Below are 12,628 nucleotides of genomic sequence, written 5' to 3'. Positions count from 1 at the left end.
TTTCGAAAGTCAATCATCTTGAGGCAGTATAACTGCATAATAACATTTCTTTCGTCAATAGAAAGTAGGAGTTATAGTAAATTGTGAGAATTCTTGGTATAATGAGGATAATAAATAAAAAATAATTTGAAGGCACAGGTATGTTGATGGAAATAAACTAGGTTATAGATAATACAAAAGCGTATATCGTCTGTCATTACATTCCTTGGCGGATTTACAACGAATATTATAGGCTCTTCTCAAATGTGTTCTCTGTGATTATGGGGATTTTCTTCATGATTAATATTCTCGTAAGTAAGGAAATACTCGCACGTTTAACGCTTCGCATTCTCAATGTGGTGTTGCTAAAAGACAAAATTGAGCACATTCTTATGTCGGGGAAGTCATCGTGGATACGTATGACCGTTTCTTGATGAGTCAAATCATCGAGGCGGGAATTGTTGGGGTTATGATTTTTGCCGCATACTCTCTTGTAGGGTTGCCATATGCAGGACTTGTTGGGGTGCTGGTCGGAGTATTCTCGTTCATTCCGAATATCGGGCCGTTTATGGCGTGCGGAATCGTAATGCTCTTCATCTTTACAGAAAGCCCAATTCAAGCACTCATTTCGGTTGTCGTCTTTATGGTCGTTCAAACAGTGGAAGGCAATGTCGTCTATCCTAGGGTTGTCGGCAGTTCCGTAGGGTTGCCAACGGCTCTAACCCTTGCTACTACGTTAATCGGTGGAAATCTCTTTGGTTTAGTAGGAATGATTTTCTTCACACCAATCTTTGCCGTGATTTACCGTCTCGTGAAAGAATGGATGGAGAAACATGAACAAGCTGCTCCAGTGGTAGCTGTAGGAGGTATTATTGATGAAGAAAATTAGCGACTTAGGGATTACGGGGAAAAAGCTCCTCTTTGAAGGGATTGCGTTCCTTGTTGCTGGGATATTGCTCCTTATATTCGGACCAAGCTTCCCAGAATTGATGTTACGTCTGTTTTTAACATTCTTATGGGCCCGTGAACTATGGAATTTCTTATTCCGTTGGTTTAGTAAAGCGGCATCTAAAGACCCGTTATGGCTGAATATAGGGAAATTTTCCCTTTACGGATTTTTAGCAGGAAATCAATTCTTCCTGTCATTGCCGATTGCGATTGTAAGCATCTTGATGGGACTCAATGAAGTGATGAAGGCGGGAATTAGTGGTGTGACATACTATATTTATGTCAAAGATGATATTCGCCCGCGATTTCGCTTGCTCTTTGATACCATTTGGCTTTCAGTTGTCGGGGTAGCCACTTTAATTTCTCTTGGGGGCGACGGCAATTTGCAAATGTTCTTCCTTTCGCTCTATTTTATCGGGTATGGGATTAGCAATATTCGGGACGGCTGGTTCTTCGAGGCCGAAGTTGGAAAGAAAGTCCTTCGCAGACGCTTGCGTCGTGGGATGCCGCTTGTATTTGCTGCACTGATTCCTCGAGTAACCTTACAAAAAATTAATGATGCGTTGGAACTTGGAGAAGGCGAAACGGCTTCAGAAATTTACGACCGTGCCAAAGAAAATGCAGAACCAAACTTAGAGATGTTTATTCATGTCACAAAAGACGGGTTTGGAGCCATCGGGCATGTCGACCTGTGTTATAAGGGCCGCATTATTTCATTCGGAAACTACGATACGAATTCGGAGCGCCTCTTTGGAACGATGGGGGACGGGGTACTTTTCAGTGCCGACCGTGAAAAATACATCGAATTTTGTAAACGCGAAAATCATAAGACCCTACTGGGATATGGTCTTGCCTTGTCTCCAGAACAACTCGCGGCCATCGATAAGGAAATCGCCAAATTGATGTCGCTGACAGTGCCTTGGGATCCACCGAAAATGGTGAAACCTAAGCATCCTGGAATCGACAAAGAAGAACCAATGTATGCCTACAAGCTCAAACAAGAAGCAGATGCACTCTTGTATAAATTTACCTCTTCAAAATTCAAGACGTATTTTGTGATGAGTACCAACTGTGTATTGCTAGCCGATACGATTGTCGGGACAGCAGGCACCGATATTTTAAGCGCCCGAGGATTTATTTCACCAGGAACGTACCAAGATTACTTAGATAAGGAGTTTGAGAGACCGCATAGTCTAGTCGTGACGAAGCGCGTCTATCAGTAAGAACATGGAACTTCATGAAAAAGAATTCTTTATGAGGGAAGCGTTGAAGGAAGCGCAGAAAGCCTATGACCAAGCGGAAGTGCCAATCGGGGCTGTCGTGGTCTTGAATGGTGAAATTATTGGGCGTGGTCATAACTTACGTGAAAAGGAACAAGACGCCACGCTGCACGCCGAAATCAAAGCCATTCGCCAGGCAAACCAACACCTTGGAAGCTGGCGACTCGAAGACTGCTAAGTCAGTTTGTAGACCACGCTTCGCCAGAACGTATTTGCCAAATAGCAAAACATAAATTGAATTTAGGATAACTAAATATATAAAAAGTTTATGTGATGTTATTTTATAAAATAAAAAAGTAAATAGATATAGTATAAACAATATCAAAAACGGTCAGGTCATAGAAATATGATCTGACTGTTTTTCATCTGTGGAATGAAGTGTTAGTTTTATGATATAATATAAAGGATTAACAGAGATGAGAAATGATGGGGGTTGCCTAAATCCTTAAAAGATGCATACCCTAAATGCCCTTTGCACACCCCTAATTCAAAAAAGGAGATAATTGTATGATAAGACTCATTGCCACAGATATGGACGGGACTTTTTTAGATGACAAGGGTCAGTTTGATATGGAGCGGCTCAAGCACCTGCTAGCTCAGTTTAGAGAAAAGGGCATCTACTTTGCTGTTGCCAGTGGTCGAGGGATTCTCTCTCTTGAGAAGCTCTTTCATGAAGTTCGGGATGATATTATCTTTATCGCAGAAAATGGTAGCCTAGTAGAGTTTCAAGGAAAAGATCTATACGAAGCAACCATGCCAAGAGAATTTTATCTAAAGGTATTTGACAAGCTTAAGGAGTCGCCTTTTGTCAATATCAATGAGTTGCTTCTGACAGGGAAAAAAGGCTGTTATGTGCTAGAGACAGTAGATCCGACTTATCTCTCTTTCAGCGCTAATTATAATGAAAATATCCAAAAAGTTGCTGATTTTAGTGAGATTACAGACGAGATTTTTAAATTCACGACCAATTTCAGCGAAGAAACAGTGGCCGACGGCGAAGCCTGGGTCAATGAAAATGTCGCAGGTGTCAAGGCGATGACAACAGGCTATAAGTCGATTGATATCGTGCTGGACTATGTGGATAAAGGCGTGGCTCTTGTCGAGCTAGCTAAGAAGCTAGGCCTAGAAATGGACCAGGTCATGGCTTTTGGCGATAACCTCAATGACCTGCATATGATGCAGGTGGTGGGGCACCCGATTGCACCAGAAAATGCACGGCCGGAAATTTTGGCAGTTGCGAAAGAAGTGATTGGCCACCATGCGGCCCAATCTGTTATGACCTACATGGAGGGCTTATAATGGCTGATATTAAATTGATCGCTTTGGACTTGGACGGGACGCTTTTGACTACGGATAAAAAGATTTCTCAAGGGAATCTGGCAGCGCTCAAAGCGGCTCAGCAGCAAGGTGTCAAAGTTGTATTGACCACAGGGCGTCCGCTTAAGGCTATGGAATTTTTCCTGCATGAGCTGGGCACTGATGGTCAGGCAGATGAATACACCATTACCTTTAATGGTGGTCTAGTTCAGCGCAATACAGGCGAAATTTTGGATAAAACAGTTTTTGCCTACGATGATGTAGCTAGAATTTATGAAGAGACTGAGAAATTGGGTCTGCCTCTGGATGCGATTGATGGGGGCTTGGTTTATCAGATTCAATCAGACCAAGTATCGCTCTATGCGGAGTTTAATCCAGCTCTGAACTTTGAATCCATTGCTTTTGAAGACCTTTCTAGCCAAATTACCTACAATAAGTGCGTCACAGCCTTTGCTCAGGAACCGCTGGATGCAGCCATTCCTCATATTGCGCCCGAACTGTTTGACCAGTATGAGATTTTCAAATCACGGGAAATGCTGCTGGAATGGTCACCGAAAAATGTCCACAAGGCGACTGGTTTGGAGAAACTGATTGCCCACTTGGGAATTGATAAAAGCCAAGTTATGGCCTGCGGTGACGAAGCCAATGATCTGTCAATGATTGCTTGGGCTGGGCTAGGAGTTGCCATGCAAAATGCTGTGCCAGAAGTCAAGGAAGTCGCAGAAGTTGTCACTCCGATGACCAATGATGAAGATGCAGTTGCTTGGGCCATTCGGAAATATGTATTGAAGGAGAACTAAAGAATGGGATTATTTGACCGTCTTTTTGGACGTAAAAAAGAGGAACTTGAAGAAAAGCCCCAGTTAGAGGAGCAGGCAGAGGAGAGTTATCAGACTACAGAGACTGAAGTCCCATTTGAGGCAGAATCCCAGCCTCTTGCTGCTTCCAATGAAGAAACAGCGGAAACTCCGGTAGTAGAGTCTGTGTTAGAAGAGAAGATAGAGTCTACAGATTCAGCAATTTCTGAGCAGGAATTTGCCCCAACTACTCAACAAGCTGACTTATCTGAACCAGTGCTTGAAGACGAGGAAAGTCCTGAACAAGTTTTGGCTGAGGCAGAAGAGCAGTCTGAAACTTCAGCAAATCAAGCGTTGGAAAGTAGTAGCGAATCAGAAGCGGCGACTGAAAGCAGAGATTATTACCAAGAATTACAGGAACGTTTGGCTGCAGCGAGAGAGCAAATTAACTACGAATCAGAGCAAGAAGTATCTAGTGAGCAGGAAGCAAGCACTTCTTCAAAAGTAGACTCGACCGAGTATGGAGAAGAGGCAGAGGAAGAACTGACTCCCGCAGAAACATCTGAGAGTTCTACTGAATACCAAGAAGAGAGTGTTCAAGACAAGTATGACCGCAGTCTAAAAAAGACGCGGACTGGCTTTGGTGCTCGTCTCAATGCCTTCTTTGCTAATTTCCGCTCAGTTGACGAAGATTTCTTTGAAGACTTGGAAGAATTGCTGATTACCAGTGATGTCGGTGTGCAGGTAGCTTCCAATCTAACTGAGGACTTGCGCTATGAAGCACGCCTGGAAAATGCTAAGAAACCAGAAGCCTTGCGCCAACTAATCATTGAAAAATTGGTCGATATCTATGAGAAAGATGGCCGCTTTAATGAAAAAATCAATTTCCAAAACGGTTTGACTGTCATGCTCTTTGTCGGAGTAAATGGCGTAGGCAAGACGACCTCAATCGGTAAATTGGCCTATAAATACAAGCAAGAAGGTAAAAAAGTGATGCTGGTGGCAGCAGATACCTTCCGAGCTGGAGCAGTTGCCCAGCTGGCTGAGTGGGGTCGCCGAGTCGATGTGCCTGTTGTGACTGGTCCAGAAAAGAGCGATCCAGCCAGTGTCGTGTTTGACGGTTTAGAAAGGGCCAAGGCTGAAAATGTCGATATTCTCATGATTGATACAGCAGGTCGCTTGCAAAATAAGGACAATCTCATGGCAGAGCTGGAAAAAATCGGTCGCATTATCAAGCGGGTGGATCCAGCAGCGCCGCACGAAACCTTCCTAGCTTTGGATGCTTCCACTGGTCAAAATGCGCTGGTTCAGGCCAAAGAATTTTCAAAAATTACGCCTGTGACAGGTATTGTCCTGACTAAGATTGACGGAACTGCGCGCGGTGGTGTTGTGCTTGCCATTCGTCAGGAACTGGATATTCCAGTGAAGCTGATTGGTTTTGGCGAGAAAATTGACGATATCGGCGAGTTTAACTCTGAGAACTTTATGAGAGGTCTCCTAGAAGGTTTGGTGTAATAGTCTATCAATAAAGCCTAAATTGAAATCAAACTCTTCTATCAAAAAGTAATCAAAATAGATGAAAAGGTTTGCTTGTTGCAAGCCTTTTTTCTTCTTTTTTGATATAATAAGAAGAATAAAATGAAAGAAGGAAATCCAATCATGGGAAAACTTGAAGTTATTGCTCATCCACTAATTCAGCATAAATTGTCTATCTTGCGTCGTACAGATACCTCTACTAAAGCTTTTCGTGAATTGGTAGATGAAATCGCAATGCTGATGGGATACGAAGTTTTGCGCGATTTACCACTTGAAGATGTAGAAATTGAAACACCAATTACGAAAACAGTTCAAAAGCAGATTGCAGGGAAAAAATTGGCGATTGTCCCAATCTTGCGGGCTGGTATCGGTATGGTAGATGGTCTCCTGAGCTTGGTTCCTGCTGCTAAAGTCGGCCACATTGGAATGTACCGTGACGAAGAAACCTTGAAGCCAGTTGAATATTTGGTAAAATTGCCAGAAGACATTGACCAACGTCAAATCTTTGTTGTCGATCCAATGTTGGCTACGGGTGGATCTGCTATTTTGGCTGTAGATTCTCTGAAGAAACGTGGCGCAAGCAACATCACCTTTGTCTGCTTAGTGTCTGCTCCAGAAGGTGTTAAAGCCTTGCAGGATGCTCATCCTGATGTAGATATTTTCACTGCTGCCCTTGATGATCATCTTAATGAGCACGGCTACATCGTTCCAGGTCTCGGAGATGCTGGTGACCGCCTCTTTGGTACAAAATAATAGCTAGAAGTTACAAAAAGGAAAGTTCTGCCAAACCGGTGGATTTGTGCTTTCTAAACCAAAGATAATCTCAGCGCTGCTTTCTGTCATCCGACAGAGAAAGCAAATATTTGACCTTTTTTGACCAAAAAGATATAATAATGAATAGATCGAATGAAGGAGAAAATATTCATGATTCCTGTAGTTATTGAACAAACCAGCCGTGGTGAGCGTTCTTATGACATTTACTCACGCCTTTTAAAAGACCGTATTATCATGCTGACAGGTCCTGTTGAGGACAATATGGCTAATTCTGTTATTGCGCAATTGCTTTTCCTAGATGCACAAGACAGCACCAAGGACATCTATCTTTATGTTAATACTCCGGGTGGCTCTGTGTCAGCGGGATTGGCGATTGTAGATACTATGAACTTCATTAAGTCTGATGTGCAGACGATTGTCATGGGAATGGCAGCTAGCATGGGAACTATCATTGCTTCTAGCGGTGCTAAGGGCAAACGATTCATGCTTCCAAACGCAGAGTATATGATCCACCAGCCAATGGGTGGTACTGGTGGCGGTACTCAGCAAACAGATATGGCCATTGCAGCAGAGNATTTGCTCAAGACTCGTAAGACCTTGGAGCAAATTCTTGCTGATAATTCTGGTAAATCGGTTGAGCAAATTCACGCAGATGCCGAACGTGATTACTGGATGAGTGCTCAAGAAACCTTGGAATATGGTTTCATCGATGAAATCATGGCTAATAATAATCTTAGCTAGTTTTCATTTATAACTAGGAAAAAATGCCCCATTTGCGGGCTTTTTTTGATATAATCAATAGAGTACAAATGACCAGAGAGGATTGTCATGTTTAAAAAAGAGGAACGAATGGGTTTCATCATTCATCTATACTATAATCGCGATGCAAAGAAGCTGGCTCATGTTGGAGATATTATTTATCATTCTAAGAAACACCGTTATTTGCAGCTTTATGTGGCAAAAGATCAGGCGGATTCTCTGAAGGAGAGCCTGTCAAAAGAGTCCTATATCAAAAAAATCCAGACTTGCGAGATCCAAAATCTGGATACGAATTTTGTTGGAAGTTTATTTAGAAACCAAGAAAACGCTATTATTTAAAAAAATGGCTTCTTTGGGTTGACAATTGTCAGATAATTCGGTATATTCTTACTATATCATTTGCAAACATAGCAAAAAACAAAATAGAGGAGATTATTCATGAAGAAAAAATTTGCACTTTCGCTTGTAGCTTTTGCTAGTGCTGCGCTTCTAGCAGCCTGTGGGGAAGTTTCTACAAACAACTCATCTGCTACTGGAACAGAAATCGGTAAAACACTTAAATTCGGTTTCAACTTTGAAGAAACTGGCGCTGTAGCGGCTTACGGTACTGCAGAACAACACGGTGCCCAACTTGCTGTTGATGAAATCAACGCAGCTGGTGGTGTGGACGGCAAAAAGATCGAAGTAACTGATAAAGACAACAAATCAGAAACTGCAGAAGCCGCAACTATTACTACAAGCTTGGTAACTCAAGACAAAGTTAACACAATCATTGGTCCTGCAACTTCAGGTGCCGTAGCTGCCGCAATTGCAAATGCTGGTAAAGCAGGAGTTCCTTTGGTAACACCAAGTGCAACACAAGATGATTTGACAAATAAACAAGATTATTTGTACCGTGCAACCTTTACCGATGGTTACCAAGGTAAAATCATTTCTAAATATGTAACAGATACTTTGAAAGCTAAAAAAGTCGTTCTTTACTATGATAATTCAAGCGATTATGCAAAAGGAATGGCAGAAGCTTTCAAGAAAGAATATAAGGGTGAAATCGTTGCGACAGAAACTTTCGCTTCTGGTGACTCAGACTTCCAAGCTGCTTTGACAAAAATCAAAGGTAAAGACTTTGATGCACTGATTGTGCCAGGTTATTACACAGAAGCTGGTAAACTGGTGAACCAAGCGCGTGGTTTGGGAATTAACCAAACAATCGTTGGACCTGATGGATTTAGCGATGCCAAGTTTGTTGAGCAAGCAACTCCAGCAGCGGCAACTAATGTTTATTATGTATCTGGTTTCTCAACTTCAGGTGACATGACAGATAAAGCGAAGAAATTCGTTGCAGCTTACAAAGCTAAATATAACGAAGAACCTTCAATGTTTGCAGCCCTTTCATATGACGCAGTTTATATGGCAGCAGAAGCATCTAAGGGTGCAAAAACATCTGTAGATATTAAAGATAACCTTGCTAAGTTAAAAGACTTTGAAGGAGTTACTGGATCTATTACCATCGATAAAGATCACAATCCTGTGAAGACAGCCTTGATGATTGGTTTGAAAGATGGTAAAGTAGAAACTGTTGAAACAGTTAAACCTGAATAAAGGGTCTGAGGCTGGGGACAAACCCAGTCTTTGACTTGTTTCTTACTTGCTTATGATGTTTGAGTAGAGACGGCAAGACAAGGCTTCGTCTGAGATTGTTGTTTCTGCTCTTATTTTATATTAGAAAGAGTGGTGTGGAATGCTCGAACAATTTCTTCAGCAATTGGCTAATGGATTGATTTTGGGGAGTGTTTATGCGCTTCTAGCCTTGGGTTATACCATGGTTTATGGAATTATCAAACTGATTAATTTCGCGCATGGAGACATTTATATGATTGGTGCTTTTATGGGATATTACCTGATTAACACCCTTCACCTAAACTTCTTTGTAGCCCTTATTTTATCTATGGTTGGAACAGCGATCCTTGGTGTAGTGATTGAGTTCTTAGCCTATCGCCCTTTGCGCAATTCAACACGGATTGCAGCTTTGATCACAGCAATTGGGGTTTCTTTCCTCTTGGAGTACGGGATGGTCTTCTTTGTAGGTGCCAATACTCGTTCCTTCCCTCAAGTGATTAAAACAGTGCGTTATACGCTTGGGCCAATTTCAATTTCCAATATTCAACTAATGATTTTGGGAATTTCTATTTTACTCATGGTTGGTTTGCAGTTTATTGTGCAAAAGACGAAAATGGGTAAAGCCATGCGGGCCGTTTCCGTGGATAGCGATGCTGCCCAGCTGATGGGGATTAATGTCAATCGTACGATCAGCTTTACTTTTGCTTTGGGTTCAGCCTTGGCTGGAGCAGCAGGGGTGCTGATTGCTCTTTACTACAACTCACTTGAACCACTGATGGGAATGACACCAGGTATCAAGTCCTTCGTTGCGGCAGTTTTGGGAGGAATTGGTATCATCCCAGGGGCAGCTTTGGGTGGTTTTGTAATCGGTCTCTTGGAAACTTTTGCAACAGCAGTTGGACTGTCAGATTTCCGTGATGCGATTGTATATGCGATCTTGATTATCATTCTATTGGTTCGTCCAGCTGGTATTCTAGGTAAAAATGTGAAAGAGAAGGTGTAATGTATGAAAAATAATTTAAAAGTAAATGCGTTATGGCTTGCTCTGATCCTCTTTGGCTATCTATTGATGACAGTGCTTGCTAGCACAGGTATTCTCAATCCTTTCTATCTGCAAATCTTTGAGCAGATTGGGATTAATATTATCTTGGCCGTTGGTCTCAATCTTATCGTTGGTTTTTCTGGGCAATTCTCTCTTGGGCATGCTGGCTTTATGGCCATTGGTGCCTATGCAGTAGCTATCATGGGCTCTAAGTCTCCAAACTATGGGACTTTCTTTATTGCTATGTTGGTTGGCGCTGTGATTGCAGGTGCAGTAGCTCTGCTTGTTGGTATCCCAACCCTGCGCTTAAAGGGAGACTATTTGGCAATTGCGACGCTGGGTGTTTCTGAAATTATCCGGATTTTGATTGTCAATGGAGGTGACCTGACTAATGGTGCGGCAGGTATCCTATCCATTCCTAACTTTACCTCTTGGCAGTTGGTTTATGTCTTTGTCGTAATTACAACTATTTTGACTCTTAACTTCCTCCGCAGTCCTATCGGACGTAGCACCTTGTCTGTTCGCGAGGACGAGATTGCGGCAGAGTCTGTCGGTGTCAATACAACAAAAATTAAAGTCATTGCTTTCGTTTTTGGAGCCATTACAGCTTCTATTGCAGGTTCTTTGCAGGCTGGATTTGTCGGTTCTGTTGTACCAAAAGACTATTCCTTTATCAATACAATCAATGTCTTGATTATCGTTGTTTTTGGTGGTCTTGGATCAATGACTGGAGCAATCGTTGCGGCAGTGGTATTGGGTATCCTCAATATGCTTTTACAAGATATCTCAAGCGTTCGGATGATCGTTTATTCACTTGCCTTAATCTTGGTGATGATTTTCCGTCCAGGCGGCTTGCTGGGTACTTGGGAACTGAGCCTGTCTAAGCTCTTTAAAAAGAATAAGGAGGTCAAAGAATAATGGCACTTCTTGATGTAAAAAAATTAACCAAAAATTTTGGAGGACTAACAGCTGTTAGTGACGTAACTCTGGAATTAAACGAAGGGGAACTGGTCGGTCTTATCGGGCCTAACGGTGCTGGAAAAACAACTCTTTTCAACCTTTTGACAGGTGTTTATGAACCGAGTGAGGGAACGGTTACTTTGGATGGTCATTTGCTGAATGGCAAAACACCTTACAAAATTGCAACACTGGGTCTCAGCCGGACTTTCCAAAATATCCGTCTTTTTAAAGATTTGACAGTCTTGGACAATGTGTTGATTGCTTTTGGTAATCACCATAAACCTCATGTGCTGGCTTCTTTCTTCCGCCTTCCAGCATTTTATAAAAATGAAGAGGAATTGAAAGCAAAAGCTCTGGAATTGCTGGCTATCTTTGACTTGGATAAGGAAGCAGAAACCTTGGCTAAAAATTTGGCTTATGGTCAACAGCGCCGTCTGGAGATTGTCCGAGCGCTTGCTACAGAGCCAAAGATTCTCTTCTTGGATGAGCCAGCTGCTGGGATGAATCCACAGGAAACTGCTGAGCTGACTGCCCTGATCCGTCGGATTAAAAATGAATTTAACATTACCATCATGCTGATTGAGCATGATATGAGTCTGGTTATGGAAGTAACTGAGCGCATCTACGTACTAGAATACGGTCGCTTGATTGCCCACGGCACACCAGATGAGATTAAGAATGACAAACGCGTTATTGAAGCTTATCTAGGAGGTGAAGCCTAATGTCTATGCTCAAAGTTGAAAATCTATCTGTCCACTATGGCATGATTCAGGCTGTCCGTGATGTCAGCTTTGAAGTCAACGAAGGAGAAGTAGTTTCCCTTATCGGTGCCAATGGTGCTGGGAAAACGACTATCCTCCGCACGATCTCTGGTTTGGTTCGCCCAAGTGCTGGGAAGATTGAATTTTTAGGTAATGAAATTCAAAAAGTGCCTGCTCAAAAGATTGTGGCTGCGGGGCTTTCACAGGTTCCAGAAGGGCGCCATATTTTCCCAGGTTTGACTGTCTTGGAGAACCTTGAAATGGGAGCTTTTCTTAAGAAAAATCGTGAAGAAAATCAAGCCAATCTCAAAAAGGTCTTCTCTCGTTTCCCACGCTTGGAAGAGCGTAAAAACCAAGATGCTGCAACCCTTTCAGGTGGTGAGCAGCAGATGTTGGCTATGGGTCGAGCGCTCATGTCTACTCCTAAGCTCTTGCTCTTGGATGAGCCATCAATGGGGCTGGCTCCAATCTTCATTCAAGAAATCTTTGATATCATTCAAGATATCCAAAAGCAGGGGACAACTGTGCTTTTGATTGAGCAAAATGCCAATAAAGCACTATCCATCGCAGACCGTGGTTATGTTCTTGAAACTGGAAAAATCGTTCTATCTGGAACAGGTCAAGAGCTTCTCGCTTCTGACGAAGTCCGCAAAGCATATCTAGGTGGTTAAAAAGGTCCAGTGGACCTTTTTAAGTTGCAGATAAAGAAAACAGAGTTTTCTTCAAAATGTCTGGGAGACATTTTTAGGTTGTTGATAGAAAGTTATGATAGTAACTTAACATTTAGAAAAGGTCCAGTGGACCTTTTTAAGTTGCGGATAAAGAAAACGAGGTTTTCGTCAAAATGTCTGGGAGACA

Annotated in this window: 12 protein-coding genes and 2 pseudogenes; all 14 read left to right on the top strand. The window is 42.3% G+C overall.

The genetic code is table 11. The features are described 5' to 3' along the window. Positions 1-183: 183 nt before the first annotated feature. A pseudogene (locus D8797_RS08855) lies at positions 184-868 on the top strand (AI-2E family transporter); the annotation flags it as partial. Then, positions 855-2,150, top strand: coding sequence for a hypothetical protein (locus tag D8797_RS08850; RefSeq protein WP_015605191.1), 1,296 nt, complete (start codon positions 855-857; stop codon positions 2,148-2,150). The pseudogene D8797_RS08855 and the gene D8797_RS08850, both read left to right, overlap by 14 nt. A gap of 4 nt (positions 2,151-2,154) precedes the next feature. Then, a pseudogene (locus D8797_RS08845) lies at positions 2,155-2,382 on the top strand (nucleoside deaminase); the annotation flags it as partial. A gap of 332 nt (positions 2,383-2,714) precedes the next feature. After that, positions 2,715-3,506 carry a Cof-type HAD-IIB family hydrolase gene (locus D8797_RS08840; RefSeq protein WP_015605189.1) on the top strand — a complete coding sequence of 264 codons (792 nt, stop codon included), beginning with the start codon at positions 2,715-2,717 and terminating at the stop codon, positions 3,504-3,506. After that, positions 3,506-4,324, top strand: coding sequence for a Cof-type HAD-IIB family hydrolase (locus D8797_RS08835; RefSeq protein ID WP_015605188.1), 819 nt, complete (start codon positions 3,506-3,508; stop codon positions 4,322-4,324). Before D8797_RS08840 ends, D8797_RS08835 begins: the two co-directional genes overlap by 1 nt. A gap of 3 nt (positions 4,325-4,327) precedes the next feature. After that, entirely contained in the window at positions 4,328-5,836 is a 1,509-nt protein-coding gene (gene ftsY, locus D8797_RS08830) for a signal recognition particle-docking protein FtsY (protein ID WP_125380310.1), read from the top strand. Between the two features lie 144 nt (positions 5,837-5,980). Beyond that, positions 5,981-6,610 (top strand): uracil phosphoribosyltransferase, encoded by a 630-nt coding sequence (gene upp, locus D8797_RS08820; RefSeq protein WP_015605186.1) that lies wholly within the window; start codon positions 5,981-5,983, stop codon positions 6,608-6,610. A gap of 171 nt (positions 6,611-6,781) precedes the next feature. Then, entirely contained in the window at positions 6,782-7,372 is a 591-nt protein-coding gene (locus D8797_RS08815) for an ATP-dependent Clp protease proteolytic subunit (protein ID WP_125380307.1), read from the top strand. Positions 7,373-7,459: 87 nt separating this feature from the next. Beyond that, a complete protein-coding gene (locus D8797_RS08810; RefSeq protein ID WP_015605184.1) occupies positions 7,460-7,729 on the top strand; it encodes a DUF2129 domain-containing protein in 270 nt (89 codons plus the stop codon). Positions 7,730-7,828: 99 nt separating this feature from the next. Beyond that, entirely contained in the window at positions 7,829-8,989 is a 1,161-nt protein-coding gene (locus D8797_RS08805) for an ABC transporter substrate-binding protein (RefSeq protein WP_061911462.1), read from the top strand. Positions 8,990-9,128: 139 nt separating this feature from the next. Next, positions 9,129-10,010 (top strand): branched-chain amino acid ABC transporter permease, encoded by an 882-nt coding sequence (locus D8797_RS08800; protein ID WP_005589506.1) that lies wholly within the window; start codon positions 9,129-9,131, stop codon positions 10,008-10,010. Between the two features lie 3 nt (positions 10,011-10,013). Further along, a complete protein-coding gene (locus D8797_RS08795) occupies positions 10,014-10,967 on the top strand; it encodes a branched-chain amino acid ABC transporter permease (RefSeq protein ID WP_125380304.1) in 954 nt (317 codons plus the stop codon). Next, complete coding sequence (locus tag D8797_RS08790; RefSeq protein ID WP_005589509.1) at positions 10,967-11,731, top strand: ABC transporter ATP-binding protein; 765 nt, start codon at positions 10,967-10,969, stop codon at positions 11,729-11,731. Before D8797_RS08795 ends, D8797_RS08790 begins: the two co-directional genes overlap by 1 nt. Then, positions 11,731-12,441 (top strand): ABC transporter ATP-binding protein, encoded by a 711-nt coding sequence (locus tag D8797_RS08785; RefSeq protein WP_005589511.1) that lies wholly within the window; start codon positions 11,731-11,733, stop codon positions 12,439-12,441. Before D8797_RS08790 ends, D8797_RS08785 begins: the two co-directional genes overlap by 1 nt. The last annotated feature ends 187 nt before the right edge of the window (positions 12,442-12,628 follow it).

Source organism: Streptococcus cristatus, assembly GCF_003944225.1.
Lineage (GTDB): Bacteria > Bacillota > Bacilli > Lactobacillales > Streptococcaceae > Streptococcus > Streptococcus cristatus_K.
Note: the sequence above shows the minus strand (reverse complement) of the source record. Positions and strands in the feature narration are given on the sequence as shown.

Bases quoted from the DNA above. Each gene is read 5' to 3' on its own strand.
- D8797_RS08840 (WP_015605189.1), top strand. From the start codon at position 2,715: ATGATAAGACTCATTGCCACAGATATGGACGGGACTTTTTTAGATGAC.
- D8797_RS08800 (WP_005589506.1), top strand. From the start codon at position 9,129: ATGCTCGAACAATTTCTTCAGCAATTGGCTAATGGATTGATTTTGGGG.
- D8797_RS08835 (WP_015605188.1), top strand. From the start codon at position 3,506: ATGGCTGATATTAAATTGATCGCTTTGGACTTGGACGGGACGCTTTTG.
- D8797_RS08805 (WP_061911462.1), top strand. From the start codon at position 7,829: ATGAAGAAAAAATTTGCACTTTCGCTTGTAGCTTTTGCTAGTGCTGCG.
- D8797_RS08795 (WP_125380304.1), top strand. From the start codon at position 10,014: ATGAAAAATAATTTAAAAGTAAATGCGTTATGGCTTGCTCTGATCCTC.
- D8797_RS08850 (WP_015605191.1), top strand. From the start codon at position 855: ATGAAGAAAATTAGCGACTTAGGGATTACGGGGAAAAAGCTCCTCTTT.
- D8797_RS08810 (WP_015605184.1), top strand. From the start codon at position 7,460: ATGTTTAAAAAAGAGGAACGAATGGGTTTCATCATTCATCTATACTAT.
- D8797_RS08785 (WP_005589511.1), top strand. From the start codon at position 11,731: ATGTCTATGCTCAAAGTTGAAAATCTATCTGTCCACTATGGCATGATT.
- upp (WP_015605186.1), top strand. From the start codon at position 5,981: ATGGGAAAACTTGAAGTTATTGCTCATCCACTAATTCAGCATAAATTG.
- D8797_RS08790 (WP_005589509.1), top strand. From the start codon at position 10,967: ATGGCACTTCTTGATGTAAAAAAATTAACCAAAAATTTTGGAGGACTA.
- ftsY (WP_125380310.1), top strand. From the start codon at position 4,328: ATGGGATTATTTGACCGTCTTTTTGGACGTAAAAAAGAGGAACTTGAA.